This is a genomic window from Hyphococcus sp. (assembly GCF_965267305.1).
In the GTDB taxonomy this organism is placed as follows: Bacteria; Pseudomonadota; Alphaproteobacteria; order Caulobacterales; family Parvularculaceae; genus Hyphococcus.
The window spans coordinates 3,562,334-3,588,666 of the sequence record NZ_OZ253945.1; the positions used below are offsets into that span (position 1 = coordinate 3,562,334).

Annotated in this window: 32 protein-coding genes; 20 read left to right on the top strand and 12 right to left on the bottom strand. The window is 60.3% G+C overall.

The window, feature by feature from the left end; genetic code table 11:
- Positions 1 to 10: 10 nt before the first annotated feature.
- Genes ACQY5P_RS17210 through ACQY5P_RS17220 form a run of 3 tightly spaced genes read right to left on the bottom strand, consistent with a single transcriptional unit; the run spans position 11 to position 2,906 of the window.
- A complete protein-coding gene (locus ACQY5P_RS17210) occupies positions 11 to 1,288 on the bottom strand; it encodes an HlyC/CorC family transporter (protein ID WP_428408104.1) in 1,278 nt (425 codons plus the stop codon).
- 17 nt (positions 1,289 to 1,305) lie between these two features.
- On the bottom strand, positions 1,306 to 2,415 hold the full coding sequence (aroB, locus tag ACQY5P_RS17215; protein WP_428408105.1) for a 3-dehydroquinate synthase: 1,110 nt from the start codon (positions 2,413 to 2,415) through the stop codon (positions 1,306 to 1,308).
- Positions 2,412 to 2,906, bottom strand: coding sequence for a shikimate kinase (locus ACQY5P_RS17220; protein WP_428408106.1), 495 nt, complete (start codon positions 2,904 to 2,906; stop codon positions 2,412 to 2,414). The genes aroB and ACQY5P_RS17220 overlap by 4 nt, the downstream gene beginning before the upstream one ends.
- Positions 2,907 to 3,262: 356 nt before the next feature.
- Here ACQY5P_RS17220 and ACQY5P_RS17225 point away from each other — a divergent pair, with 356 nt between their 5' ends.
- The 3 genes from ACQY5P_RS17225 to ACQY5P_RS17235 all read left to right on the top strand — a co-directional run bounded on the left by ACQY5P_RS17225 (position 3,263) and on the right by ACQY5P_RS17235 (position 7,001).
- Positions 3,263 to 4,945, top strand: a complete 1,683-nt coding sequence (locus tag ACQY5P_RS17225) for a hypothetical protein (protein WP_428408107.1) — start codon at positions 3,263 to 3,265, stop codon at positions 4,943 to 4,945.
- Positions 4,946 to 4,965: 20 nt separating this feature from the next.
- Positions 4,966 to 5,913, top strand: coding sequence for a site-specific tyrosine recombinase XerD (locus tag ACQY5P_RS17230; protein WP_428408108.1), 948 nt, complete (start codon positions 4,966 to 4,968; stop codon positions 5,911 to 5,913).
- 116 nt (positions 5,914 to 6,029) lie between these two features.
- Positions 6,030 to 7,001, top strand: coding sequence for an acetyl-CoA carboxylase carboxyltransferase subunit alpha (locus ACQY5P_RS17235; RefSeq protein WP_428408109.1), 972 nt, complete (start codon positions 6,030 to 6,032; stop codon positions 6,999 to 7,001).
- Positions 7,002 to 7,003: 2 nt separating this feature from the next.
- Here the strand turns inward: ACQY5P_RS17235 and ACQY5P_RS17240 are convergent, their stop codons facing one another.
- From ACQY5P_RS17240 to ACQY5P_RS17250, 3 genes are all read right to left on the bottom strand, one after another.
- Complete coding sequence (locus ACQY5P_RS17240; protein WP_428408110.1) at positions 7,004 to 7,162, bottom strand: hypothetical protein; 159 nt, start codon at positions 7,160 to 7,162, stop codon at positions 7,004 to 7,006.
- Between the two features lie 57 nt (positions 7,163 to 7,219).
- Complete coding sequence (locus ACQY5P_RS17245) at positions 7,220 to 7,561, bottom strand: hypothetical protein (RefSeq protein WP_428408111.1); 342 nt, start codon at positions 7,559 to 7,561, stop codon at positions 7,220 to 7,222.
- A 95-nt stretch (positions 7,562 to 7,656) separates the two neighbouring features.
- Positions 7,657 to 8,331 (bottom strand): alpha/beta hydrolase, encoded by a 675-nt coding sequence (locus tag ACQY5P_RS17250; protein WP_428408112.1) that lies wholly within the window; start codon positions 8,329 to 8,331, stop codon positions 7,657 to 7,659.
- 265 nt (positions 8,332 to 8,596) lie between these two features.
- Between ACQY5P_RS17250 and ACQY5P_RS17255 the strand changes: the two genes are divergently transcribed.
- The 14 genes from ACQY5P_RS17255 to ACQY5P_RS17320 are packed head-to-tail and all read left to right on the top strand — an operon-like array spanning position 8,597 to position 18,057.
- Positions 8,597 to 9,064, top strand: coding sequence for an Rrf2 family transcriptional regulator (locus tag ACQY5P_RS17255; RefSeq protein WP_428408113.1), 468 nt, complete (start codon positions 8,597 to 8,599; stop codon positions 9,062 to 9,064).
- Entirely contained in the window at positions 9,061 to 10,200 is a 1,140-nt protein-coding gene (locus ACQY5P_RS17260; protein ID WP_428408114.1) for a cysteine desulfurase family protein, read from the top strand. Before ACQY5P_RS17255 ends, ACQY5P_RS17260 begins: the two co-directional genes overlap by 4 nt.
- Positions 10,201 to 11,724 (top strand): Fe-S cluster assembly protein SufB, encoded by a 1,524-nt coding sequence (gene sufB / locus ACQY5P_RS17265; protein ID WP_428408115.1) that lies wholly within the window; start codon positions 10,201 to 10,203, stop codon positions 11,722 to 11,724.
- Complete coding sequence (locus ACQY5P_RS17270; protein WP_428408116.1) at positions 11,724 to 12,215, top strand: cupin domain-containing protein; 492 nt, start codon at positions 11,724 to 11,726, stop codon at positions 12,213 to 12,215. The genes sufB and ACQY5P_RS17270 overlap by 1 nt, the downstream gene beginning before the upstream one ends.
- Before the next feature lie 17 nt (positions 12,216 to 12,232).
- A complete protein-coding gene (locus ACQY5P_RS17275) occupies positions 12,233 to 12,472 on the top strand; it encodes a hypothetical protein (RefSeq protein ID WP_428408117.1) in 240 nt (79 codons plus the stop codon).
- A gap of 28 nt (positions 12,473 to 12,500) precedes the next feature.
- Complete coding sequence (locus tag ACQY5P_RS17280; protein ID WP_428408118.1) at positions 12,501 to 12,947, top strand: RidA family protein; 447 nt, start codon at positions 12,501 to 12,503, stop codon at positions 12,945 to 12,947.
- Entirely contained in the window at positions 12,944 to 13,396 is a 453-nt protein-coding gene (locus ACQY5P_RS17285; protein ID WP_428408119.1) for a YybH family protein, read from the top strand. The genes ACQY5P_RS17280 and ACQY5P_RS17285 overlap by 4 nt, the downstream gene beginning before the upstream one ends.
- A 34-nt stretch (positions 13,397 to 13,430) precedes the next feature.
- Positions 13,431 to 13,628: a hypothetical protein gene (locus tag ACQY5P_RS17290; RefSeq protein WP_428408120.1), complete on the top strand. Its 198-nt coding sequence runs from the start codon at positions 13,431 to 13,433 to the stop codon at positions 13,626 to 13,628.
- Positions 13,629 to 13,646: 18 nt separating this feature from the next.
- Complete coding sequence (gene sufC, locus ACQY5P_RS17295) at positions 13,647 to 14,393, top strand: Fe-S cluster assembly ATPase SufC (RefSeq protein WP_428408121.1); 747 nt, start codon at positions 13,647 to 13,649, stop codon at positions 14,391 to 14,393.
- 5 nt (positions 14,394 to 14,398) lie between these two features.
- The gene (gene sufD / locus ACQY5P_RS17300; protein ID WP_428408122.1) at positions 14,399 to 15,631 is read left to right on the top strand and encodes a Fe-S cluster assembly protein SufD; all 1,233 of its coding nucleotides are present in this window, start codon (positions 14,399 to 14,401) and stop codon (positions 15,629 to 15,631) included.
- A 13-nt stretch (positions 15,632 to 15,644) separates the two neighbouring features.
- Complete coding sequence (locus ACQY5P_RS17305) at positions 15,645 to 16,865, top strand: cysteine desulfurase (protein WP_428408123.1); 1,221 nt, start codon at positions 15,645 to 15,647, stop codon at positions 16,863 to 16,865.
- Between the two features lie 9 nt (positions 16,866 to 16,874).
- The gene (locus tag ACQY5P_RS17310; RefSeq protein WP_428408124.1) at positions 16,875 to 17,279 is read left to right on the top strand and encodes an SUF system Fe-S cluster assembly protein; all 405 of its coding nucleotides are present in this window, start codon (positions 16,875 to 16,877) and stop codon (positions 17,277 to 17,279) included.
- On the top strand, positions 17,279 to 17,647 hold the full coding sequence (locus ACQY5P_RS17315; protein WP_428408125.1) for a HesB/IscA family protein: 369 nt from the start codon (positions 17,279 to 17,281) through the stop codon (positions 17,645 to 17,647). Before ACQY5P_RS17310 ends, ACQY5P_RS17315 begins: the two co-directional genes overlap by 1 nt.
- Positions 17,647 to 18,057: a TfoX/Sxy family protein gene (locus tag ACQY5P_RS17320; RefSeq protein ID WP_428408126.1), complete on the top strand. Its 411-nt coding sequence runs from the start codon at positions 17,647 to 17,649 to the stop codon at positions 18,055 to 18,057. The genes ACQY5P_RS17315 and ACQY5P_RS17320 overlap by 1 nt, the downstream gene beginning before the upstream one ends.
- A gap of 6 nt (positions 18,058 to 18,063) precedes the next feature.
- Here ACQY5P_RS17320 and ACQY5P_RS17325 read toward each other — a convergent pair whose 3' ends face one another.
- Complete coding sequence (locus tag ACQY5P_RS17325; RefSeq protein ID WP_428408127.1) at positions 18,064 to 18,780, bottom strand: dienelactone hydrolase family protein; 717 nt, start codon at positions 18,778 to 18,780, stop codon at positions 18,064 to 18,066.
- A gap of 39 nt (positions 18,781 to 18,819) precedes the next feature.
- On the opposite strand from ACQY5P_RS17325, the gene ACQY5P_RS17330 reads away from it, so the two are divergent.
- A complete protein-coding gene (locus ACQY5P_RS17330) occupies positions 18,820 to 19,056 on the top strand; it encodes a hypothetical protein (RefSeq protein WP_428408128.1) in 237 nt (78 codons plus the stop codon).
- A gap of 91 nt (positions 19,057 to 19,147) precedes the next feature.
- Here the strand turns inward: ACQY5P_RS17330 and pyk are convergent, their stop codons facing one another.
- From pyk to ACQY5P_RS17350, 4 genes are all read right to left on the bottom strand, one after another.
- A complete protein-coding gene (gene pyk / locus ACQY5P_RS17335) occupies positions 19,148 to 20,566 on the bottom strand; it encodes a pyruvate kinase (RefSeq protein WP_428408129.1) in 1,419 nt (472 codons plus the stop codon).
- Between the two features lie 62 nt (positions 20,567 to 20,628).
- Positions 20,629 to 21,117 carry a CreA family protein gene (locus tag ACQY5P_RS17340; protein WP_428408130.1) on the bottom strand — a complete coding sequence of 163 codons (489 nt, stop codon included), beginning with the start codon at positions 21,115 to 21,117 and terminating at the stop codon, positions 20,629 to 20,631.
- A 78-nt stretch (positions 21,118 to 21,195) separates the two neighbouring features.
- On the bottom strand, positions 21,196 to 21,378 hold the full coding sequence (locus ACQY5P_RS17345) for a hypothetical protein (protein ID WP_428408131.1): 183 nt from the start codon (positions 21,376 to 21,378) through the stop codon (positions 21,196 to 21,198).
- Positions 21,379 to 21,454: 76 nt separating this feature from the next.
- Positions 21,455 to 22,420, bottom strand: coding sequence for an NAD(P)H-dependent flavin oxidoreductase (locus tag ACQY5P_RS17350; RefSeq protein ID WP_428408132.1), 966 nt, complete (start codon positions 22,418 to 22,420; stop codon positions 21,455 to 21,457).
- Positions 22,421 to 22,555: 135 nt separating this feature from the next.
- Here ACQY5P_RS17350 and ACQY5P_RS17355 point away from each other — a divergent pair, with 135 nt between their 5' ends.
- Both ACQY5P_RS17355 and ACQY5P_RS17360 read left to right on the top strand, forming a co-directional pair.
- Positions 22,556 to 24,103, top strand: a complete 1,548-nt coding sequence (locus tag ACQY5P_RS17355; RefSeq protein ID WP_428408133.1) for a long-chain-fatty-acid--CoA ligase — start codon at positions 22,556 to 22,558, stop codon at positions 24,101 to 24,103.
- 225 nt (positions 24,104 to 24,328) lie between these two features.
- Positions 24,329 to 25,057 carry a VPLPA-CTERM sorting domain-containing protein gene (locus ACQY5P_RS17360; RefSeq protein WP_428408134.1) on the top strand — a complete coding sequence of 243 codons (729 nt, stop codon included), beginning with the start codon at positions 24,329 to 24,331 and terminating at the stop codon, positions 25,055 to 25,057.
- A gap of 55 nt (positions 25,058 to 25,112) precedes the next feature.
- Here ACQY5P_RS17360 and ACQY5P_RS17365 read toward each other — a convergent pair whose 3' ends face one another.
- Positions 25,113 to 26,288 carry an acyl-CoA dehydrogenase family protein gene (locus ACQY5P_RS17365; RefSeq protein ID WP_428408135.1) on the bottom strand — a complete coding sequence of 392 codons (1,176 nt, stop codon included), beginning with the start codon at positions 26,286 to 26,288 and terminating at the stop codon, positions 25,113 to 25,115.
- Positions 26,289 to 26,333 lie beyond the last annotated feature (45 nt).

Genomic DNA, 26,333 nt, shown 5'->3' on the forward strand with positions numbered 1-26,333 from the left:
CTTTATCGGGTTAGCTGATGGGCGTGATCTTCAGCGCCGTGATCTGGTTGCGCCGGCGGCGCAGGATTTTGAACCGGAACCCGTAAAAGGAAAAGGTCTGGCCGACTTCCGGAATGCTCTGGGCTTCGTGAATGACGAGGCCGGCGACCGTAACCGCCTCCTCGTCGGGGAGATTCCAGTCCATGGCGCGGTTGAGATCGCGCAGCGTCACGTCGCCGTCGACGGTCAGCGATCCGTCCGCCTGGGGCCTGACGCCCTGAACCGGGCTGTCATATTCGTCTTCGATTTCGCCGACGATCTCCTCAAGAATGTCTTCGAGCGTGACGAGTCCCATGAGCGCGCCATATTCATCGACGATCAGGGCGAAATGCTCCTGTTTCAGCTTGAAGGCGTCGAGCTGTTCCTGAAGCGTCGTTGTCTCGGGCGCGAAATAAGGCTCGCGGGCGAGCGCCACGAAATCGATCGCCTCGGCGTTGCCTTCAGCGTCCCATAGCGCGCGCAGGAGATCCTTGGCGTGCAGAATGCCGATAATGTTGTCGGGATTTTCCCGATAGAGCGGCAGCCTTGTATGCGCGCTTTTCAGCGCTTGGCGGATCAGCGCGTCTTTCGCCATGTCGATGTCGAGCATCTCGATCGATTTGCGGTGGATCATGATTTCTTCGGTGCGGATTTCGTTGAGATCGAGGGCGCCGCGGATGAGGTCTCGCGCTTCCTTGTCGACGCGGCCTTCGGAGTGATGAAGGTCAATGGTGCCCCGGATTTCTTCCTCGGCGGAAAAGACGGCGCTGTCTTTGGAAATATCGAGCCCGAAAACATGAAAGACGCCGCGCACGAACATCTGAACGAGCCAGGTGATGGGCGCGAGGATGAAGACGACCCAGCGCATTACAGGCGCGACCAGCATTGCTACCGAATCGGGGCGGGTGATGGCGGCGGTTTTGGGCGTGACTTCTGCAAATACGAGCACGAGCACCGTCATGGTTGCGGTTGCAAGACCGGTGGCGATTAGAGACGCGCCGAAGAGCTGGTTAAAGACGCTCGCCGCAATAACCGAGGCGAGAATATTCACAAGGTTGTTACCGAGAAGAATGGCGCCGATCAGGCGTTCGCGGTCCTTGATTAAAAGATTGACGCGACGCGCATTGAGATTGCCGTCGCCTTCAAGCTTGTGCATGCGCGCTTTTGAGGTCGCGGTGAGCGCGGTCTCCGATCCGGAAAAGAAAGCGGAAAGGAGGAGCAGAAGGAAGATGATTCCAATGGGCAGGAATAAAGACGGATTGAAGTTCATGGGGTCAGTGTGGCCGGCTATTCGCCGGTTTTCTCCTTGAGGAAGGCGGTGACGCGGGAAAGGTCGGCGTCTTTGGCGATAAAGCTTTCGCCGATCCCTTTTGCAAGGATCAGGGTGAGCTTTCCTTGTTCGACCTTTTTGTCCTGCATCATGTATTTTGCAATGACGTCCGCACTGGGACTGGTTTTGAGATCGCCGATCTCCGCGGGCAGTCCGGCGGCCTTGAGATGAGCCTTGACGCGTGCGGCGGCTTCGGCCGGGCAGAGGCCCTCGCGCGCGGAATAGTCGAAAGCGAGGGCCATGCCGAGCGCCACGCCTTCGCCGTGAAGCAGCTTCTCCGAATAGCCGAAATACGCCTCGAAAGCGTGGCCGAACGTATGGCCGAGATTAAGAAGCGCGCGCTTTCCCTTTTCGCGTTCATCCGCGCCGACAATCGCCGCCTTGGCGTCGCAGGATTTTTTAACCGCGTAAACGCGCGCCGCGCTGTCGCCTTTTAGGAGCGCGGGCCCGTTATCTTCCAGCCAGTGGAAAAATTCGGCGTCTGAGATGAGACCGTATTTTACGACTTCAGCATAGCCGGCGCGGAGTTCGCGCGGCGGCAAGGTGTCGAGGGTCGTGATGTCGGCGATGACGAGGTCCGGCTGGTGAAACGCGCCGATAAGGTTCTTGCCCTGAGGAACGTTGATCGCGGTCTTGCCGCCGACGGCGCTGTCCACCTGCGCGAGCAGGGTCGTCGGGATTTGCGCGAAACGGCAGCCGCGGCGCAAGACCGATGAGGCGAAGCCTGTAAGATCGCCGATGACGCCGCCGCCGAAGGCGATGACGACGTCATCGCGCTCGACGCCGAGATCGAGGAGGCGCCCCGTCAGTTTTTCGAGCTGAGAAAACGATTTCGTCGCTTCGCCGGGGGGCAGGGTGATGAAAGCGGCGCCAATGCCTGCAGCTTCCAGACTGCTGCGCAGGCGCTCGCCCTGCGTCACGAAAACATTCTCGTCCGTCACCACAAAAACGTGCGGGCGCTTCAGATGCGGTTTGAGGAGCGCGCCAGCCTCATCGATGAGGCCGCCGCCAATGTGAATGTCGTAGGACCGGTCGCTTAAGGGGACGCGCACGGTTTCGCGGGTCATGGCGCGGGCTCCTTTTTCGCCGTCAGGAGGTCCGGACGGTCGCGCAGCGCATCGAGAATCAGTTCCACCGTATTTGCATGGGGACCGGGCTGGCTGTCGATATGAATATCCGCCGCGGCGTAAAATGGCTCCCGTTCGCGCATCAGCCGGATCAGCGTCTCTTTCGGATCGCCATTCTGGAGGAGGGGGCGCGTATTGCGCTTGGTTGCACGCTTCACGATGGTCTCTACATCGGCCTTGATCCAGATCGACGTCGCCATATTGGCGATCAGCGCACGGGTTTCGGCGTTGGTGACCGCGCCGCCGCCTGTCGCGAGGATATGGGGCGGGCCTTCGAGCAGGCGTTTGATGACCCGCGCTTCGCCTTCGCGGAAGCTCTGTTCCCCATGGGCGGCGAACAGATCGGAAACCGTCATCCCGGACGCCTTCTCGATTTCCTGGTCGGCGTCGAAAAAAGGCAGGCCTAGATGCGGCGCCAGACGGCGTCCCACGGTGGTTTTGCCGACCCCCATCATCCCCACCAGAACAACCGGCCGGGCGCAAAAAAGGTCAGGGTGTTTACGAGCTTGCCCCATGAGGGCTAGATGTAGGGGAGGGCGCTGCGGGATGCTAGCGGCGATGCTGGCCGGACGCCCAGGTTAGGGATAGCGTCAGGGAAGGCGGGCGGCGCGCCGGAAGAATCGGCGCCGAATGCCGGCGGGGGCTGGCGAGCGGGAGCCCGAAGGGAGCAGTTTCGTGCGGTTTGTAGGAATTCTTGTGCTGTTGGCCTTAGCCGGGCTCGTCGGCCTCTTTGTCTATGGCCAGATGTTAGAGCCCGAAACGCGTGAAATCCGGACGGAAGCCAACCATGACGCGCAATAAGCTCCTCGCCGCCGCCTCCTTCGCTTTCGCCGCTGGTGCGAGCGTTCCATTCGCCGTTGCCCAGATTGCACCGCCTGAAAGTGTTGAAACGGCGCAGCTCCCGACGGATCCCTTTTCCATTGGCGGTCTTCAGGAAGGCGAGCAGGCGCTGCCCGGAACGCTCTGGTCGAACGCCGATCCGCGGATTCTCGATTTTCTGCTGTCGCAAGCGCCTGCACGGCCCGCCTCGCCGAGCCTCGGCAAGGCGATGCGCCGCACGCTGTTGTCCCCGGGGGCGAAGCCGGCCGGCGCCGATGCATCGCTGGGCGGCAAGAAGCTGCTGGCGCTGGCCCGCGCTGGTTTCATTGACGAGGCGCGCAATATTTCGAGTCTCGCGACGACGGGACGGAACGATCTTGTGGTGGCTGAAGCCGAAGCAACGCTGAACCTCCTTTCCGGCGATGCGGAAGCCGCCTGCCGCCGCGGCGCGGCGCTCTCGGGCGGACGCGAGGCGATTTTCTGGGTGCGCCTCCGGGCTTTCTGCTATGCGCGCGCAAAAGAGTTTGACGCCTTCGACCTCACCATGAATCTCCTGCGCGAGCGCGGCGCCCTTTCGTCCTCAGATGAAGCGCTGTTCTTCGCTGCTGTCGCCGGGACTCCGCCCAAAGCCGTCCCGCCGATTGAAACGCCGTTACAATATGCGGCGCTCAAAGCCGCGGGCGTTGAAATGAGCCTGAACGACCTCGCAGGCGCAGAGGGCGGCGTCATCGCCGCCGTGGCGAATGACAGCGATGCATCGGACGCGCTGCGTATTGAGGCGATGATGCGCGCCGTCGCCATGGGCGTCATGGAGCCGTCGCGGCTGAACAGTCTTTTCAACGGGCTTCAGTTTGAAGTCGCGGATCTTGCTGCAGCTTCAGATGTGGCGGTTTCGCGGCCCGACGATCCGGTGACGGATGCGCTGCTGTATCAATCGATCACTGCGATGACCGCCCCTGAATTCATTCGGGATAAAGCGCAGCGAATCTCTGTTGCGCTTTCTCGCGCCGACAGTTTCCATCGCGCCTATGCTCTTTCTCATCTTTATGCAGACGAGATCAGTTCGCTCGAAGGCGTGATCGTGTCGCCGCAGGAAGCTTCAAGCTTCGCCATGGCCGCCATGGCGACGGGCGACAGCGTCGGGGCGGGCCGTTGGCTAACCGCCATGATCGGCGCCAATGACAGCGTCGCCGCACTGCCGGAAGCGCTCGGGATCGAGTTCATCGACCGGGTGAACCTGCTTGCGCTTCTCGATCCGCAAACCGCTTCGCGCATCGCACGCGGCGCAGGCGTTTCTCTCCTGTCGAGCGAGTCGAATATTGTTCCTGCAGTCAATGGAATTGAAGACCCGACAGTCAAGGCGCGCATTCTTGAAGCTGCTTTCGATGCGGTCGCCGGCGAAAAAGCGGGTCAAGCAGGGCTGGCTGCGCTCGCCGCCTCTTCCGGCAATGCCGATTTCGGCGGCGAAGTCGAAGAGGTGATAATCGAAGAAGGGCTGGATGCGGCAGGCATGCCGGAACTCGCAAGCCGTCACCGCTTCGAGCGGGCCATGGAGGCGAGTTTCGCTTCTGCTGCGGCCGCAAGCGGGACGGCGGCCTCGAGCGAAGAGCGCGGCTTCACGCCCCGCATCAAGCCGCCCAAAAGCCGGTGATCCGGCTAAACGGATAAACGATGAGCGCACAGCGCGCCGAAGATCAGCAAACGAATGCGCGTCTTATCGAGGCGTTTCTGGAAATGATGGCGGTGGAGCGCGCCGCCGCCGCCAATACGCTGAAAAATTACGGCCGCGATCTTGAACGCTTTTGCGGCTTCATTATGAAGCGGGGCGAAACGCTGGAGACGGCGGGCGCAGATGATATCGCTGCTTGGCTCGAGACGCTCGAGCGGCAGGGCCTCGCAGCATCGACGGCGGCGCTCAAAACATCGGCGCTCAGGCAGTTCTATCAATTTCTGTATGCGGAGGGCTATCGCGCCGACAATCCGACCGCTGCGATCGAACGCCCGAAGACGCGGCGTCCCCTGCCGAAAATCCTGACGCGCGAAGAGATCGCCGCGCTCTTTGAAGCGGCGGAAGCGGTTGAAGGTCCAAAAGGGCTGCGGCTCGTCGCCATGCTGGAGATACTTTACGCCGGCGGCCTGAGGGTGTCGGAGCTTGTCAGCCTACCTCTATCCGCCATGCGCAAGGGGGAGCGTCTTCTTATTATTCGCGGCAAAGGCGACAAGGAACGGCTGGCGCCGCTGACCGCGCGGGCTGTTGCTGCGGTGGAAGCCTATCTTGAAACGCGCGCCGGCTTTCTGGAGGAAGACGCGACTTCGCCATGGCTGTTTCCGTCGCGCGGCAAGGAAGGGCACCTCACAACGGCGCGCTTTGCCCAGATGCTCAAGGACCTCGCGGTGAAGGCGGGCGTTGCGCCGTCGAAAGTCTCGCCGCATGTGCTGCGCCACGCTTTTGCAACGCACCTCCTCGACGGCGGGGCGGACCTTCGAAGCGTGCAGCAGATGCTGGGTCACGCCGACATCACCACTACGCAGATCTACACCCATGTGGCTCAGGACCGGCTTCGGGATCTCGTCATGACCAAGCACCCGCTGGCCCGGAAGAAAGGGACTACGGACTAGGGATTGGGGACTAGGGATTAGGAACTGGGTAAGGGTTGCCTGCGATTAGCCAAAATACTAGGAATTGCGGCTAATCAATTCCCTATTCCCTAACACCCAGTCTCTAATCTCTGCTTATGCGCACTTATCTCGATTTTGAAAAACCCATCGCCGAGCTTGAAGGCAAGATCGCCGATCTCCGCCAGATGGATGGCGAGACCGGCGTCAATGTCGCCGAGGAAATCGAAAAGCTTCAGGGCAAGGCCGACAGCCTGCTCGCGGACGCCTATTCGAAACTTTCGCGCTGGCAGAAGACGCAGGTGGCGCGTCACGCTTCGCGCCCGCATTTCGCGGATTACATCTCCCAGCTCGTCGATGATTTCACTCCGCTTGCGGGCGATCGCGCCTTTGGCGAGGACGCGGCGATTCTTGGCGGGCCGGCGCGGTTGCGCGGCCGGTCGGTCATGCTCATCGGTCATGAAAAAGGCGCTGACACGGCGGGCCGCGTCAAGCATAATTTCGGCATGGCGAGACCGGAAGGGTATCGCAAGGCGATTCGCCTCATGGAAATGGCAGAGCGTTTCAACATGCCGGTGGTGACGCTGGTCGATACGCCCGGCGCTTATCCCGGTCGCGGCGCCGAAGAGCGCGGTCAGGCGGAAGCCATTGCGTCGTGTACGGAAAAATGCCTTGGCCTTAAGGCGCCGATCGTTTCGGTGATCGTCGGCGAGGGCGGATCCGGCGGCGCCGTGGCGCTCGCCGCCGCGAACAAGGTGTTGATGCTCGAACATTCGGTTTATTCAGTGATTTCGCCGGAAGGCTGCGCGTCGATCCTCTGGAAAGACGCCGCCGGCAAGGGCGAAAACAAGGCGCCTGACGCTGCTGAAGCCATGCGGATTTCAGCGCAGGATCTGCTCGAACTCGGCGTCATTGACGGCGTTATTGCAGAGCCTGTGGGCGGAGCGCACCGCGATCCGGGTCTGACGATTGAACGTCTGGGCGACGCCGTGGAGTCCGCCATTCGCGAGTTGGAGCATCTGTCGCCGGACGAACTCAAACAGCAGCGGCGCAACAAATTCCTGGCGATCGGCCGCGCCGGCCTTCAATAAGTTTAGTAGGATAAGACGAGCAGCAGGATCAACGCTGCGAGCCCGAGAATGATTGCAATTGTCGCAACAGGCAGCTTGCGAGACGCCGGCGGCGGCGCCTCCGGAAAATCATCCCCGAATTCTTGCCGGTCTTCCGCAACTGCATGTGAGTTTTCGGTCATGAGCAAACGATAACACGCATCAGGAAAGTTGCACGAGCGGTTTTGCGGCAAAGTGCGTCAGTTGCGGGACAAAACGCCGCTCAAGATTGCCTCGCCATTCTGGCGGATATCGATGCGCGAGCCCTCACTCGCGTCCGGCAATTTGTCGCCACGTTTTGAGGCGAATGTCGCGCTGGCGCGTCCCTTTGCAATTTTAAGGGTCGCGGCGGGCTCATCATTCACCACAACTTCCGCCTCGCGGCCGGCGACGCCGTGAATCTCGATAGAGAGTTTTTTTGCGCCGCCGCCGCCAAGCTGGAAGGCAACCGCGCCTCGGCCCGTAAAACCGTTGACGCCCGAAAGTCTGGCGCTCAGCGGCCGCCAGGAAACAGGCAAGGCTTTGGTCAATATGGCGATCATGGGTGTCCCCCCGGACAGTTGCGCCAGAATAGCAGTCTGACTTGCAAAAGTTAATCCGGGGGAAAACAGTAAAGCTCTAAGCGTCTGGAAAGACTTTATTTCTCGCCGTGATATTCGCCTTCTGGCGTGTCATGGGCGAGACGGTCGTCGAGATAGGTCTCGGCTGTCTTGATGAACGCCTCAATATGAGACTCGAAGAAATGGTCGGCCCCCGGCACGACCTGGAAGTCGATTTTGCGGCCCTTCTGGGTGCGGGTGCGCTCCACCATGCCGCGGGTTTCTTCCGGCGCGCAGATCTTGTCGAATTCGCCGTGAATGACGACGCCCGACGAGGGGCAGGGCGCTAGGAACGAAAAATCGTAAAGATTGGCGGGCGTCGAACCGGCTATAAAGCCGACGATTTCCGGCCGACGCATCAGGAGTTGCATCGCGATCCACGACCCGAAAGAAAAGCCTGCGACCCAGCTGAAAGGCGCGTTCGGGTTCATCTGCTGCATGTAATCGAGGGCCGTCGCCGCGTCAGCGAGTTCGCCCTGGCCCTGATCGTATTCGCCCTGGCTGCGCCCGACGCCGCGGAAATTGAACCGCATGGTCGAAAAACCGCGGCGCACGAACATCTGGTAGAGTTCATAGGTCGCGCGGTTGTTCATGGTCCCGCCGAACAGCGGATGCGGGTGCAGGACCAGCGCCACCGGCGGATTTTCGCCTTTTCCTTTCTGATAGCGGCCTTCAAGGCGTCCTTCCGGACCGGCGAAAATCACTTCTGGCATTGTCTACCTTTTCAATCCTGACTTTTCAGTCTTGTCGGGGGCGGGGCGGCAATTCCCAGCCTGTTGCTCGTTTTTTGATCCCGGAGACGAGAGAAATCGTCATTTTCGCCGGTTTTTCAAGCGGCGCTAATGTTGACTGATTTGGTCGGATTTCTTATCTCGGCTGCGCAAGGGATCGGACAGCGGGCGCGTATAGCACGTTTTCCCTGCGACGCCAGCCGAACTGGCCCAAACCGCGCTGTTGAGGGCGCAAAGGAAGACCTAAGTGAAGCTCACCACTAAAGGCAGATATGCGGTCTCGGCGCTCGCCGATATTGCTGCGACCGGCAGCGACACTCCGGTGGCCCTTTCCGACGTGGCCTTGCGGCAGGGGATTTCCCTTTCCTATCTCGAACAGCTTTTCGCCAAACTCCGGCGGGCCGGCCTCGTGGAAAGCGCCCGCGGCGTCGCCGGCGGCTATGCGCTCTCGGCCCCTGCGTCGGATATCCGGGTCGCGGACATTGTCGCGGCGGTGGATGAGGAAATCCGGACGACCGCCTGCGCCCCCGGCTCCTCCATCGGCTGCCAGGGAACGAGCGCGCGCTGTCTCACCCACGATCTCTGGGACGAGCTCGGCCGCCAGATCGAAGTCTTTCTCAACGCTGTGACGCTCGAAGACATTATCGAGCGCCGCGTCGCCGGCATGGCGGCGGTGAACGCGCCCAAAGGCAGACTTGTCGAGGCTGCGGAATGACCCGGCATTATCTCGACCATAACGCAACCGCTCCTGTGCGCCCGGAAGTGATCGACATCGTCGCGGAGACCATGCGCCATGACGGCAATTCGCTGTCCGTGCATGAAGAGGGCAGACGCGCGCACAAAGCGCTCGAAGATGCGCGCGAACAGGTGCGCGCTCTCGTCAATGCGCCGGTGAACGGCGTCATCTTCACCAGCGGCGGCACGGAGTCGATTCATTATGCGCTGCATGGCGTGATGAAACCGCACAAAATCAAGCGCTTTTTCATCAGCGCCATCGAACATGCAGCCGTCGCGGCCAATGCGGAAACGACCGGCGCCGAGATCGAGATCATTCCGGCGCTGCCTTCCGGTCTTGTGGATCTTCAATGGCTGAAAGATCGCCTGAAAGACTACGACGTCGACCGCGATGGCGGTTTCATGATCTGTCTGATGTTCGCGAATAACGAGACCGGCGTTTTGCAGCCGGTGGCTGAGGCGGCGGCGATTGCCCATGACGCGGGCGGCTTGTTCTTCTGTGACGCGGCGCAGGCGGTGGGCAAGGTTCCGGTTAATTTCGTTATGTCAGGCGCCGACATCATGAGTTTCACCGGCCACAAATTCGGCGGGCCGGTGGGCGTGGGCGCGCTTGTCGCCGGGCCGAACCTGCCGCTTGAGCCTGTGATGCGCGGCGGCGGTCATGAGAGCAACCGCCGCGCCGGCACGCATAATGTTCCGGCGATTGCGGGGCTTGGGCTCGCCTGCGAACTGGCGCAGCAAAGCCTCGCGCGCGTCAATGAGATTTCCTTGCTGCGCAACCGTATGGAAGACGCCGCCATCGAAGCGGGCGCGAAAATCTGGGGCGCGAGCGAGGAGCGGCTGCCCGGCACCCTTTGTCTCTCCGCAGACGGATTTTCCGGCGCGACGCAATTGATGACCATGGATCTTTCCGGAATTGCGGTTTCCGCCGGGACGGCCTGTTCCTCCGGCAAGACTAAGCCCAGCCATGTGCTGACCGCTATGGGCGCGAGCGAAGCCGAAGCAACGTCGGCGATCCGCGTGTCGCTAGGCTGGAACTCGACGGCGGAAGACGCCGACGCGTTCATCGAGACATGGCCGAAAGCATACGAACGCATCAAAGCGAAAGCTGCATAAATGTCCGAAATCAAGGAAACCATATCCAAAGAGACGGTCGAAACGGCGAAGTCGCTGGAGACCTATAAATACGGCTTCACGACCAATATTGAGTCGGTGAAGGCGCCGAAGGGTCTCAACGAAGACACGGTGCGGTTCATCTCCGCCAAGAAGGAAGAGCCGGAATGGCTGCTCGACTGGCGGCTGGAAGCATTCCGCCGCTGGCTCACCATGGAGGAGCCGACCTGGGCGATGGTGAGCTATCCGAAGATCGACTATCAGGATCATTATTATTATTCCGAGCCGTCGTCGGGCGCGAAATACGAGTCCATCGACGACGTGCCGCCTGAAATTCTCGCGGACTTCGAAAAGCTCGGCATTCCGCTGAAAGAAGCTGAAGTCCTGCTCGGCGTCGAAGGCGCAGGGAAAAGCCCCGGCGAGGCCCGCACGCATCCGGATGACAAGCCGAAAGTCGCGGTCGATGCGGTGTTCGACTCAGTCTCCGTCGCCACGACCTTCAAGAAGGAGCTTCAGAAAGCCGGCGTCATCTTCATGTCGATCTCGGAGGCGGTGCGCGAGCACCCGGAGCTTGTCAGGAAATATCTCGGCACCGTGGTGCCGACCTCGGACAATTTCTTCGCGACGCTGAATTCCGCGGTCTTCTCAGACGGCACGTTCGTTTATGTGCCGGAGGGCGTTCGCTGCCCCATGGAGCTCTCGACTTACTTTCGCATCAATGAAGCGAACACCGGCCAATTCGAGCGCACGCTTATCGTCGCCGCGCCGGGCAGTTACGTCTCCTATCTCGAAGGCTGCACCGCGCCCATGCGCGACGAGAACCAGCTTCACGCCGCCGTGGTGGAACTCGTCGCCGAAGACGACGCCGAAATCAAATATTCGACGGTGCAGAACTGGTATCCCGGCGACAAGGACGGCAAGGGCGGCATCTATAATTTCGTGACCAAGCGCGCCGACTGCCGCGGCGTCAATTCGAAGGTCTCGTGGACGCAGGTCGAGACGGGCTCCGCCGTGACCTGGAAATATCCGTCCTGCGTGTTGAAAGGCGACAACTCGCAAGGCGAGTTCTACTCCATCGCCATCACCAACAACCATCAGCAGGCCGACACCGGCACCAAGATGATTCATTTGGGCAAGAACACCAAGTCGCGGATCATTTCCAAAGGCATTTCCGCCGGCAAGTCGAACTCCACCTATCGCGGGCTCGTCAGCATCCATCGCAAAGCCGAAGGCGCGCGGAACTTCACCCAATGCGACTCGCTGCTCATTGGCGATCAGTGCGGCGCGCATACGGTGCCTTATGTGGAATCGAAAAACCCGCGCGCGATCCTTGAGCATGAGGCGACGACCTCGCGGCTTTCGGAAGACCAGCTCTTTTATTGCCAGCAGCGCGGGCTTTCTGAGGAAGAAGCGGTGGCGCTCCTCGTCAACGGTTTCTGCAAGGAAGTGCTGCAGGAGCTGCCCATGGAATTCGCCGTCGAAGCGCAGAAGCTGGTGAGCGTTTCCCTAGAAGGGAGCGTAGGCTGATGTTCTGGCGTCGCGAAGGCGGTCCGCTCGATATAAAGGACAACAGCCTGATGGCGTGGCTGTTGCGCATCATTGCGGTCGTGCTCATCGCAGCGGTGGTCGTGATGATGTTCCGTCTCGCCGCGCCGCGCGCGGAAGCGAATGATAAAATGTCATCATTGCCGCACGCCATCGACGCCGGCTGGAAAGGCGAAAAGGTGTGCGAACTCCTGTCCGAGAACGAGCATATGCGCGTCGCGCGCTGCACCTTCGCGCCGGGCGTCGGGCATGAGCGTCATTGGCATCCGCCCCATTACGGTTACATCCTGAAGGGCGGGACCATGCGCATCACCGATGCGAATGGAACGCGCGAACAGGAAACGCCGGACAATTCATCCTGGTGGTCGGACGGCGTCGAATGGCACGAAGCGGTCAATATCGGCGACACGACCACCGTCTATCTGATTTTCGAACCCAAAAGCGCAGCCGCTGTTGCGGCAGGGGCTGAGTAAGATCGAAAGGAAAAATTATGGAAAAGAAAGACTGGGATCAGTGGGAAAAGCTTTACAAAAAGTACGAGGAAAAACGTCAGGTCTATGAAGCCGCGCTCGCCCATGTGGGCGGAACGTTCTCGGAACTGGCGCGCCACTACGATCGCGACAAATTCGATCAGAACGGATTTGTGCGCGAGGAAGAGGCTCATGAGGAATTCCGCAAAGCCCGGGAAGAACTTCACCAGTTCCTGCATGAAAAAGTGAAAAAGGATTAGGCCGGCCGGTGAAAAGATGGGGCAAACGATGAAGAAATATCTAGGCGCCGCGTTGGCTTTGGCGCTCGCCGCATCCTGCGGCGAGGCTGAGAACAAGACGCGCGAGGTCTATCGCGACCCGGCGCTCTCCGCCGATTTGCCGTTTTCATCGGCGGTGGTCGTCGGCGACGTGATTTATCTGTCTGGCGAGATCGGCCGCGCGCCGGGAACGACCAGCGTCGTAGAGGGCGGCGCCGGGCCGCAGACGCGCCAGATCTTTGAGAATTACGAAGCGACGCTGGGCAAGCTCGACGCCGGTCTTGAAGACATCGTCAAATGCACGGTCTTTCTGGAAGACATGCAGGACTATGCCACGATGAACGAAGCCTATGCCGCGGCTTTTCCGGGCGACAAGCCGGCGCGGTCGACCATGGGGGTTGACGGCCTGGCGCTTGGCGCCGCCGTCGAAATCGAATGTCTGGCGGTGAAATCATGAAGCGCGGAGTTGCTATTGCGGGCGCGCTGTTGCTCGCCGCCTGCGGCGCCACTGAAACCTCACGACCGGATTTCCGCGATGCGCTCGACGCGCATCTTGCCGCCATTGAGGCGAAAGACATCGATGCCTACATCCCGACCGTGACGTCGGGGGACGATCTCCATGTCATCTTCCCCGACGGGTCGGTGATCGAAACCACAGACGGCGTCGCCGCCTTTCATCGCGAGTGGTTTGCGGACGCCGACTGGCGCATGGAGCCGCAAGTGGTGAAGGTGATGGAAGGCGAGGACATGGCCGCCGCCCTCCTGAAATACGATTACCGAGACACGCCCGAAGGCGAGCCGCGCGCTTCATGGCTCATTCTCGTCTTTGAACTCGAAGACGGCGAATGGCGTCTCGTCCACGACCAGAATACGCGCATCAACGCGCCGGAAGCCGCCGGCGAATAGAACGCTAAAGAAAGAAAGGAAGATCATCAGGACTATGACCGTAACTATGTCGACGCTGTTTCGTATTATGCCCGGCGCGGGCGCCCTTGCGGCTCTTGTCGCCCTGGCGGGCTGCGCGTCCCCTACGGGCGCTTCAAAGGCGAGCCTGTGTGAGGACGGACAGGAGCAGGTGCGAATCGGCCCCCGCGGCAAGGGCGGCGCGCCGCTTTATGTCTGCCGCGACCGGTCATGATGATGGATAGAAACTAATATGCTGAAGATAGACAATCTCCATGTCGCTATTGGCGGCAATGAAATTCTGAAAGGCCTCTCGCTGGAAGTCCCGAAGGGCGAAGTGCACGCCATTATGGGCCCCAACGGGTCCGGCAAGTCGACGCTTTCCTATACGGTCGCCGGGCGCGAGGGCTATGACGCCACGTCGGGCGATGTGACGCTCAATGGTGAAAACGTGCTCGATCTCTCGCCCGACGAGCGCGCTGCGAAAGGGCTCTTCCTGTCGTTCCAGCACCCGATGGAAATTCCCGGCGTGCAGACCATGAATTTCATCCGCACTGCGATGAACGCCCAGCGAAAGGCGCGGGGAGAGGATGAGGTCTCCGCGGCGGACTTCATCCGTCTCGTGCGCGACAAGGCGAAGCTCGTGGGCCTCGACGACGCGAAACTGAAACGCCAGTTCAATGTGGGCTTTTCCGGCGGTGAGAAGAAGCGCATGGAAATGCTGCAGATGGCGATGTTCGAACCGCGCTTTGCGATCATGGACGAGACCGACTCCGGCCTCGACATTGACGCCTTGAAAATGGTCGGCGAGGTGGTGAACGCGCTGCGCGGCCCGGATCGCGGCTTCCTTGTCATCACGCATTATCAGCGGCTGCTCGACTACATCAAACCCGACGCCGTGCATGTCCTGGCGGGTGGACGCATCGTCAAATCTGGCGGACCGGAGCTTGCCGTGGAGCTTGAAAAATCCGGCTACGAACAGTTTATCGAGGCGGCGTAAGCACCATGGCAGGGCTCATCGCCAATCCATCCCCCTTTGAAGCGGCGCTTGAAGCCGATTTCACCGCCCGTTCCGCGAAGAACGAGGCGCAGGCCGCGGCGTTCGACCGCTTTGCGAAGCTGCGCCTGCCCAATCGCCGCGTCGAAGGGTGGAAATGGTCGGACATGAATGCGGCGCTGCGCAGCGTTGAGCCAGGAGAGAGGGTTGAGGCGGAGATCAAGCCGTCTGCGTTTGCGGCGCTCGATCCCCTTGAGTTCCGGATCATTAATGGCCGCATCGAGCTTCCCGACGAGCCCATATCGGAAGGGCTGCGTTACGGCGTCGTCAATCCGGTTGCGACGATATCCGAGCTTGAAAATCATCCGATGGCGTCGCTCAATGTCGCGCTTGCGCGCAAGGCGCTGGGATTTGAAGTCTCTGACGATATCGCTTTTGAGCGGCCGGTTCTGATCCGCCACATCAACAACGGCGCCGGATTTTCCTTTGCGCAGACCATGATGCGCATTTCTCCCGGCGCCCGGCTGCGGCTGATCGAAACCTATGAGGGCGAAGGCGCCGGATTTTATTCGCATCTGTTTCACATGGTGGTGCGCGACGGCGCCGAATTCCGCCGCGCGGTCTGGCAGGACACAGGCGAGAAAAGCGTCGTGAACAGTATTCTGGCGGCGAAGATCGATGAAAAGGCGGATTTTCAGAGCACGGGACTTTCCACCGGCTCGCGGTTGTCGCGCCATGAATGTCATGCGCATTTTTGGGGCGCGGGTTCCTCCGCCTCAATCAACAGCGCCGCGCTCGTCTCCGGCGAGCGGCATTCTGATTTCACCACGGACACGCAGTTTCGCGCCGAAGGCTGTGACGTCGTTCAGCTTCACAAGGGCGTCGCGAAAGACCGCGGCCGCAATGTCTTTCAGGGCAAGTTCCATGTCTTCCGCGATGCGCAGAAAACCGACGCAAAGATGGCGGCGAACGCCCTCCTTCTTTCCGACGGTGCGGAGGCGAACCACAAGCCCGAACTCGAGATCTACGCTGACGATGTGGAATGCGCCCATGGGTCGACGGTCGGCGCGCTCGACGAAGACGCGTTGTTCTATCTGCGCCAGCGCGGGCTCGATGAGGCGGCGGCGCGGGCGCTCCTGATCGAGGCCTTTGTCGGCGAAGTAGTGGAGAAATTCGAGGATGAGGCGTTGCGCGACATTTTCGCGTCGCTCCTCAAGACCTGGTTGGAAAACAATGAGTGATGGGGCGCCCATAATGCCGCTCGATGTGGAGGCGCTGCGCAAGGAGTTTCCGATCCTCGCTCGCGACGCCTATGGCAAGCGACTCGTCTATCTCGACAGCGCGGCCTCGGCGCAGAAACCGCGCGCCGTGATTGACGCCCTAACCCATGCGATGGAGCATTCCTATGCCAATGTGCATCGGGGCCTGCATCTCCTCTCCAACGAAACGACAGCGGCTTACGAAGAGGCGCGAAAAACAGTCGCGCGCTTCCTGAACGCCAAATCGCCCGACGAAATTGTTTTCACCTCCGGCGGCACGGACGCTTTCAATCTTGTTTCCTACGCGATGGGTGTCTCGGACATTGGTGAGGGCGACGAAATCATCCTCTCCGTCGCCGAGCATCATTCGAACATCGTGCCATGGCATCTCCTGCGCGAGCGCAAGGGCGCGGTATTGAAATGGCTCGACGTCTCCGATGACGGCGAGTTCGATCTTGACGCCTACCGCGCCCTCTTCACGCCGAAGACGAAGCTCGTGGCGCTGTCGCACATGTCGAATGTTCTCGGAGCGCCGGCGCCGGCGAAGGAGCTGGCGCGGATCGCCCATGAGCATGGCGTCAAAATCCTGTTCGACGGCTGCCAGGCGGGCGTCCATGGCGCTGTCGATGTTCAGGAGATCGATTGCGACTTCTATGTGTTGACCGGACACAAGCTTTACGGGCCGTCGGGCGTCGGCGTTCTCTACGGCAAGATGGATGCGCTGAAATCGCTGCCGCCATTCAAGGGCGGCGGGGAAATGATCGACATGGTGACGCAGGAAAATGTCACCTATAACGATCCGCCGCACCGCTTCGAGGCGGGGACGCCGCCGATCCTTGAAGCCATCGGTCTCGGCGCGGCCTTGACCTGGATGACGGAGAAGGGCGTCGAGGCCATCGCCGCCCATGAGGCGCGCCTGAAAGATCACGTCCTTGAAGAACTGGCGAAACTCAATTTCGTGCGCGTCTTCGGGCGCGCGGAGAACAAAGCGCCGATCATCGCCTTCACGGTGGAGGGCGCACACCCGCACGACATATCCGCGATCCTCGACCGGACCGGGGTCGCCGTGCGCGCGGGCCATCACTGCGCCCAGCCGCTGATGAAGCGCCTTGGTGTTTCGGCGACGGCGCGGGCGAGCTTCGCCGCCTACAACACCCATGAAGATGTGGAGGCGCTCATTTCCGGCCTTCACAAGACGCACCAGATGTTAGGGTAAGAGCAGGATATGGAAGACCAGCGCGACATTATCGATGTGAACCCGCCGAAGCCGGAACCGGCCCCCCAGGCCGAAACCTCCGGCGGCTCCTCCATTCCGGAAGCGGAGCTGGAGCGGATCACGGCGGACATCATCCGGTCGTTGAAGACCGTTTACGACCCGGAAATCCCGGTTGATATTTATGAGCTGGGCCTCATCTATAAGGTGGACCTTAATGACGACCGGCTATTGACGGTCGATATGACCCTGACGGCGCCGGGCTGTCCGGTGGCGGGCGAAATGCCTGGCTGGGTCGAAGGCGCGGTCCGTGGCGTCGAAGGCGTCGAGGATGTGAAAGTGAACATGGTGTTCGAGCCGCCCTGGACGCCGGAAAAAATGTCCGACGAGGCGAAGCTCGAACTGGGATGGTTGTAATGGCGAGACGTCCGAGACCGAAAGTTGTAACGCTGACCGACGCCGCTGCGGCGCGGATGCAGGAGATCATGGCCGCCGCCGAGGAGACCTATATCGGCGTCAAGATCGGCGTGAAAAACGGCGGCTGCGCCGGCATGGAATACACCATGGACTACGCCACCGAGGCGGGCCCCATGGATGAAAGCGTCGAAGAAAACGGGATCAAGATCCTAATCGACCCGAAAGCGATCCTGTTCCTCATCGGGACGCAGATCGATTACGTCACCGAAAAGCTGTCCCAGCGTTTCGTCTTCAACAATCCGAACCAGACCGACGCCTGCGGCTGCGGCGAAAGCGTGACGATTGTCCCGGCGAAGGCCGATGCCTGATGGCGCCGTCTGCATCGTTTCTCGACTACGTCAAAGACCTCTTCTCGCCCTTCGGTGAAATTTCCGTTCGCAAGATGTTCGGCGGGGCGGGGATTTATTGCGACGGCGCGATCTTCGCCATCAGCGGCGACGACGATGTCTGGTTCAAGGTCGACGACGTGACCCGCGCCGAATTCGAGGCGGCGGGCCTACGCCCCTTTGAGGTCGAAATGAACGGCAAGACCGGAACCATGTCCTATTACAACGCGCCGGAAGAGATTTACGACGACAATGACGCGCTTCGACACTGGACCAGCCTCGCGCTCGCCGCGTCTGCGCGCGGCAAAAAACCTGCGAAGAAATCTGCGAAAACCAAGACTGCGGCTGGAAAAGCAAAGCCGAAATCGCTGAAGCGCGCCAGAAAAGCCTGAACGGCGTCAGGCGAACAATTCATTCAAGAAGAGCCGCATGGACGCCCAGGAACGCTTGTCGGCTGCAGCGTTATAAACGGTGCCGAAATCAGGATCGTTCGCGACCGGGTTTGTGAAAGCGTGCATGGTCCCGCCATAAGCGTGAAGCTGCCAGTCGGCTTTTGCCTTGGTCATTTCCTCGCCGAAGGCTTTCACGTTATCCGGCGTCGCCATGGGATCGTCCCAGCCATGGAGCGCCAGCACTTTCGGATTGATCTTGTCGGCCGTATTGCCCGGCGCATGAAGAAGCCCGTGAAAACTGACGACGCCCGCAACGTCAGCGTTGGAGCGGGCGAAGTCGAGCGCGCACAGCCCGCCGAAACAGAAGCCGATGGCGGCCGCCTTGCTGGCTTCCGCTTCCGCCTGCTCTTTCATGACAGCCAGATTGGCTTTCAGGCGGTCTTGTAGCAGCGCCCGGTTGTCAACGAACGGTTTGATGAGCGCCTGACACTCTTCTTTGGATTTTCCGAGAACGTCCTTGCCGAAAAGGTCGATAGCGACAGCGGCATATCCAAGATCGGCAAGCGCGTAGGCCTTATCGTTTTCGAATTGTGAACGTCCCGCCCAAGCGTGACAAACGAGAACCAACGGGGACGGATCGTCGCCATCGGGCGCGGCGAGATAGGCTTCGAAGTCTTTGCCGTCAACCGTGTAGTCGAAAGAACGCGTCTTGACCGCCATCATGTCCTCCTTCGTCTTCGGATGAAGGAGGTTTTGCCAGTCTTGAGCCTTTTTGTCAGCCTTTCAATTCACCGGCTTCTGCGTTTAGCGGCGAAAGGCGCTGCGCTGAAAGCTTTCGGCGAAATGAGCGCAAGCCGACATGAACACATCCGCGATCGTCTCGCGGGGCGCACTAGGCGCGGCATCATTCAATGGATTGGGGCGCGCCGGTTTGTGGCCGACAAAACTGCAAACATTGTTATCAGCGGTGATGATGAACAGCTCTTGGTCGCTGCCTGAAACAATTCGCATAACCCACTCTCATACCTACGTCCCGTCCCGAACAGGGCGGTTATGCAGAAAGTTCCCTAAAACATGGTGAATGGGCGGGTTACTCTATGGCGCCAAGGCGGCTGATCTTGAGCGTGTTGGTTTTGCCGGGCCGGCCGAAGGGGTAACCGGCGAGAATGATGATGCGATCGCCGTCCTCGCCGCCATTGGCCTTGGCGATGGCGTCAGCCTTTTCCAGCATTTCATGAAAATGCGAGATGTCTTCGGTGACGACGGACCGCACGCCCCAGTAAAGGGCGAGTTTTCGGGCGACATCCTCATCCGGGGTGGCGGCGATAACGGGGCAGTGCGGCCGGTCACGCGATAGGCGCTGCGCCGTCGACCCGGTTTTCGTGTAGGCGATGGCGAAGCGGCAATCGAGCACTTCGGCGATGCGCCGCGCCGACAGCGTGATGGCGTCGGCGGTTGCGTACTCTTCGATCTCCCGCGCGACGGATTTATAGCTGCCTGATTCGTCGTCCCGTTCGGTCGCGGCGATGATCCGGTCCATGATGGCGACGGCTGTCGGCGGGTGGCGGCCGACCGCGGTCTCGGCGGACAGCATCACCGCATCCGCGCCCTGGAACACAGCAGTCGAAACGTCAGAGGCTTCGGCCCGCGTCGGGGCGATCGATTCCACCATGGATTCGAGCATATGCGTCGCCACGATGACCGGCTTGCCGACCTTGCGGCAGGTGCGCACGATTTTGCGCTGGAGGAGGGGCACATCCTCCGGGGCGCATTCGACGCCGAGATCGCCGCGCGCCACCATAATCGCATCCGACAAGTCGATAATTTCGTCGATATGATCGATGGCGGACGGTTTTTCGATTTTGGAGATGATCCCGGCGCGTCCATTGATAATCTCTCGCGCATCCTTGACGTCGCTCGGGTGCTGCACGAAAGAGAGCGCGATATAATCGACCCCGAGCTCAAGCGCGAAATCGAGGTCGGCGCGGTCCTTTTCCGTCAGTGCCGAAATCGGCAGGCGCCGGCCCGGCACGTTAATGCCTTTTTTGTTTTTGAGCTCGCCCGGCGTATCCGCCTTCGCAATGATCGAGCGGCTGTTGCGTTCCGAGATGGTGAGCTGCAGGCGCCCGTCGTCGAGCTTCAGAATGTCTCCGGGTTCGAGGACGTCGAGCAGTTCCTTGTGGGGGATCGGAATGACGCTGTCGTCATTCGACTCAGCGGAAAGCGTAAGTTTGTATTCAGCGCCGTAGCGTAAATTGATGGAGCCGCCTGCGAAGGAGCCGGTGCGGATTTTCGGGCCTTGAAGATCGGCGAATGTCGCGATCGGCACGCCGGTGTCGCGTTCAATGTCGCGGATCGCTTTGGCGATTTTCTCCAGCTTGTCGTGATCGCCATGGCTCATATTGAGGCGGAAGACATCGACCCCCGCATTGAAGAGAAGGCGCAGCATGGATGGCGAGGCGCTGGCCGGGCCGATAGTCGCGACGATTTTGCAAAGACGTTTACGCATGGATAAACGCTAGGCGGTTTCGCGCCCGCTGAGAACAGTAAAATAACGGATGGGCGCGGGTTTTAGCCGGTCTCGGCGCGGGTCACGGTCTGACCGTAGAGCGAGATGGTGGAGATCGCCATTTTCGCGGAGCCTTCCACGGGGCGCCGGCTGTAGGCCACATAGATCAGGGTCTCGTTCTGTGCATCATAGATGCGCCGAACCGCCATGGATTTGAAAACCAGACTAATGCGCTGAGAGAAAACCTCTTCGCCGTCCTTCCCCATATCGATGTCGCCGATGGCGATCGGCCCGGTCTGGCGGCAGGCGATGGAGGCGTTGGAGGGGTCTTCGAACCAGTTGCCTTTCGCCACTCGGTCCCAGAAGCCGCGGTCGAAATGGGAAAGATGACAGGTGACGCCTTCGACCTTGGGGTCCGAGAGGGCCTCGACCTTGATCTCATTGCCGACCCAGTCGTTCTTGAATTCGCCGACCTCGTTTTCGCCGCGTCCGCAGGCGGAAACCAGACTGAGCGCAATGAGAGCGCATGCGTAAAAAAGCGTTTTTGTCATGGAATCTATGTGGGCCCTTCAACATAAAAAAGCCAGAGGCCGACCCTCTGGCTTTATTGCTTCCGCGCCGCCGATGTCTCAGGAATGTTCCGGGGCGTCCCGGCGCTTGGTTTTGGCGGCGGCGCTCATGATGCCGGCGCCGAGGATCACCAGCGCGCCGACGCCGATCCACAGCGGCGGAACGCCGAGAAGATGCGCGCCAATTCCCAAACCCACAGCGAGGACGATGGCCCCCAGAATATATGCGGCGAATGCGGACATGATTTGTCTCCTTCTGCGCCATAGGGCGAATCAAGGGGAAAAACAGTCCTCTTCTCGATTGGTTCCTTTTTAGAGGCTACCGACCGCAAAGCGCGGCTTTGGCCGTCTCGTAGTCGCGCGCCATATGGTCCACAAAGTCGGCGGTCGAAGTGACTGCCTTCACAGCGCCGATGCCCTGGCCGCAACCCCAGATATCCTTCCAGACTTTCTTGGCGTTTTCGCCGCCGGATTTGAAATCCATTTTGGAGGGATCGCTGACAGGAAGATTATCCGGATCGAGCCCCGCATTGCGGATGGAGGGTTTGAGATAGTTGCCGTGAATGCCGGAAAAATAGTTCGTATAGACGATGTCGTCCGCATAGCCGTCGACAATGCCCTGCTTGTAGGCGTCGTCCGCATTGGCTTCCTCCGTCGCGATAAACGCCGAGCCGACATAGGCGAAATCGGCGCCCATGGCCTCCGCCGCCAGCACGGACTGGCCGCGCGCGATGCAGCCGGAAAGGGCGAGGGGGCCGTCGAACCATTCGCGGATCTCCTGAACCAGCGCGAAAGGAGACTGGACGCCTGCGTGACCGCCCGCGCCCGCCGCAACGCAGATCAGTCCGTCTGCGCCTTTCTCAATCGCCTTCCTGGCGAAGGTGTTGTTGATGATGTCGTGCAAAACGATCCCGCCATAGGAATGGATCGCCTCATAGACTTCCTCGCGCGCCCCAAGCGACGTGATGACGATAGGCACTTTGTGCTTCACGCAAGCTTCGACGTCATGCATCAGCCGTTCATTAGTGCGGTGCACGATCTGGTTGACGGCGAAGGGCGCTGTAGGCGCGCCAGGGTTTTCCTCTTCATGGCGGGCGAGAGCGTCCTTGATCTCCACGAGCCATTTGTCGAGCATCTCGGCAGGCCGGGCGTTGAGCGCCGGAAATGAGCCGATCACGCCGGCCTGGCATTGCGCGATCACCAGCTTCGGGGTCGACACGATAAACATGGGCGCCCCGATGACCGGCAGGCGCATTTTGGCTTTCAGATCGGAAACGGACGGCATGTGCTTCTCCTTGGGCTGTCCGTAGCTAAGAGGAAGCCGTGCGGTCCCGCAACCGGCAAAGGCAGCGGCGCTTTGCGCCGGATGCGGGAAAAGGGCATAGTGCCGGTCAAAAAAAGACAAGGAACAGGGAGACGCATGAGCCAGCGAGAAATATTGAACCCGCCACTTATCGCCGATCTGATCCGGCGCCAAGCCAGCGAGCAGCCGGACCGGACCGGGCTGATATTCGAGGGGCGCTCATTTTCCTATGCGCAGATGAACGAGCGCGCGAACCGGGCGGCTCAAGGCTTCCTTTCGCTTGGGCTGAAACCGGGCGACCGCATCGCCTGGCTGGCGCGCAATGTCGCCACCTTCTGGGATGCGATTTTCGGGGCGGCGAAAATTGGGGCCGTCATGACCCCCATCAACTGGCGTCTCGCGCCGGCGGAAGTGGCGCAGATTCTCGCCGACGCGAAACCGGCGCTTTTTGTCGGCGAAAAGATGTTTATCGACGCGCTGAGAGAGGCGGGAGGGGTTCCGGACGTCAAGACAATGACTCTGGAAAGCGGCGGGACGGATTGTCTTGACGCCTTTATCGACAACCACGACGCCAAAGAACCGGAGTTCACGGCGTCCCCGGACGATGTCATCGTCCAGCTCTACACCAGCGGCACAACGGGACTGCCCAAAGGCGTCGTCCTCACCAACCGGTGCTATTACGAAGTTGGAAAGGCGGGAGCGGAGGCGGGCGTCATTATTCCGCAGACGGATGATGAAGCGGTCATGCATGCTCTGCCGCATTTCCATGTGGCGGGCGTCAATTTCGGCTTCATGGCGGTCGCGCGTTCCATGCCGATCATTCAGCACCGCCAGTTCGATCCCGCCGCTATTGTGAAAGAAGCTCAAGGCGAAACGCCGCTGAATTCATTTCTTGTGCCGGCGATGATTATGATGATCGTCGAAGCTGCGAAAAGCGCCGGCGCTTCTCTGGAGCGATTTGCCGGCGTTAGTTATGGCGCGGCGCCCATGCCCGAACCATTGCTCGACGCAGCGATGACGGCGATGCCGAAGGCGACCTTTACTCAGTTTTACGGCATGACAGAAACGACCGGCGGCGTCACCGTTCTCGCGCATGACGATCACGCCAAGGGAAAACGCCAGCGCGTCTCCGCAGGCAAACCGCTGCCCGGCTGCGAGGTGAAAATCTGCAATCCCGTTACCGGCAAGCCTCAGCCGCCAGGCGAAACCGGAGAGATCGTCGCGCGCTCAGGCTTCGTCATGGACGGCTATTGGGGCAAGCCTGAGGCGACGAGCGATGCGATCCGCGACGGTTGGTACTGGTCGGGCGACGCCGGCTATGAAGATGAAGACGGCTATATCTATGTGGTCGACCGCATCAAGGACATGATCATTTCCGGCGGCGAGAATATTTATCCGGCGGAAATCGAAACGGTGCTGGCGAAATGTCCGGCGCTTCTCGAAGTCGCTGTCGTCGGCGCGCCTGACGAAAAATGGGGCGAGGTCGTGAAGGTGGTCGCCGTCAAACGGCCCGGCGCGGAGATCGACGCCGCGGGCGTGACGGCTTTTCTGAAAGGAAAAGTCGGCGATTTCAAACTGCCGAAATATGTGACTTTCTTGGACAGGCTGCCGCGCAATCCGTCCGGCAAGATTCTGAAAACGGTTCTCAGAAAAAACGAATCATAGCTGGAAAGCATCGCCCTCCATGGTGACTTCATAAGAGCGGTTTCGTGCGTGGCCGTGCGTGAATTGTGACCTGCGGCTGTAGGCGGCGCGCGAATACGCCTTCAAGTGGCGATAAAATCTCCGATGTGATGAGAATCACAGGAATTCTCAGATTTTCCGGCTCAAATACTTTCGGTTCGGCCCCAAAATTGATATGGTTAATGCTGGAGAACATTGGGGGAAATTATGAAAACCATTCTCGCTTCCGCGATGGGGCTGGCGATTGCTTTTGCCGCCAGCGCTCACGCCGCGCCCATGACCTTGGGCGGGGTAAGTTTCGATACTGACAACGCTGCGTCAACAGTCCTGTGGGCGCAGGGAGGTGTTTTCGCCGGGCTTCCGGAAAATCGCCGTGAGGCCTGTATTGATCCAACCGATCCGACATCTACAGTCGGCGCCACCGGCGTCGAATGTCGGGCTTTGGAAGTCGTCGGCTTTGATCTCGATACCGATGTCGAACTCGACGAAAATAACACTGTGCTGGAAGACCCGGATGTCCTTGCCGCTTTTTTTGATGACGGGAAAACGCTCATCAACGGAGCGGGCGATGACGTCATTGTCTTCGAAACGCTAGACCAGGATGATCCGCCGGCGGTGACGCTGATACTCAATGGCGAACAGATCATCGGGACCAAACTCGACGTCGTTGAGGTTGACGGCAAAGACTTCACGATCTGGGGTTTTGATTTTTCCGATCTCGGATTTGCGGTGAACGCCGCAATCAGCGCCCCGCTTTTCATTCAGACCAGCCGTGATGATGAGAACACGCCAGTCGGGTCTTCAGACATTGCTGCGATTGTCGGTTTGAATTTTGAGGAGCCGATGCCGGAAGTGCCACTTCCCGCAGCCGCATGGCTGTTTATTGCCGGCGCCGCCGGTTTCGGTTTTGCGGGCCGGAAAAAGAAAACCGCATAACCCGCAATATATAAACTTTATAAGCCCCGCTGCTGGTCCCCCCAGGCGGGGCTTTTTATAATCCCATCTGCCTTGCAGCGAGATCGTTCATGATCTCCTCGGAGCCGCCGCCGATGGCCATGACGCGAACCTCTCGGTAAATCCGCTCGACCCGGCAACCCCGCATGAAGCCGGCCCCGCCTAAGATCTGCATGGCTTCGCGCGCGCAATATTCCATGGTCCGCGTCGCCTCAACCTTCAGGAGCGATAGCTCCGCCACCGGCGTCTCGCCCTTCATCACGCGCCAGGCGCAATGGGCGAGATAGGTCTGTGCGGCGTTTGTCCGGCGGACCATTTCCGCGAATTTGTGGCGGATCACCTGATGTTTTGCGAGCGGTTTGCCGAATGTGTGGCGATCACGCGCCCAACTAGCCGCATCCTCAATGCAGGCCCGGGCGAAGGCGATGGCCTGCGCCGCCATGGAAAGCCGCTCCATGTTGAAATTCGCGACAATGCCGGCGAAGCCGCCATTCTCCTGTCCGATTAGGTTTTCCGTAGGGACAGCGACGTCGTCGAAGTGGATGCTCGCCGTGTCGGACATCCACCAGCCCATTTTCTTCAAGGGCGTTCGTGACACGCCCGGCCGGTCCGCTTCGATCAAAAGAAAGGAAAGACCTGCGGCGCCGTCTCCGCCTGTGCGGACGGCGACGGTCAAATAATCCGCGCGGCAGCCGGTCGTGATGAAGGTCTTTTCGCCATTGACCACATATCCATTATTCGTGCGTGTTGCTTTAGTTTTGATATTGGCGACGTCGGAGCCACCGGAGGGTTCGGTGACGCAGAGCGCAATCAGCTTGTCGCCGGAAAGGACGGTTGGCGCGATGCGCTGTTTCAACGCTGGCGATCCGAGCGCCATGATCGGCGGCAGGCCGATGCCATGCGTCATCAGTCCCGCGACGAGACCGCCGGACCCGGCGCGCGCCAGTTCTTCCGACGCGATCAGGGAATGAAAGACGTCGACGCCGTCGCGGATCCCGCCATAGTCTTCCGGAAAGCCGAGCCCGATGAGTCCCGCTTCGGCCGCCTTTTTGTGCAGATCGCGCGGAAAGCCGCCGGCCTCGTCCCAGTCATTGACGTGGGGCATGATCTCGCGATCCACAAAGATGCGGATCGATTTGCGCCACGCCTCGTGGCTGTCATTCAGATGCGGCGAGGGAAGGCGCGTCGCGTCGAAGGAGAGGGGCGTTGTCATGACTTGAATGTCCTCTCCAATTGAGAGGCCGTCAACGCGCCGCTA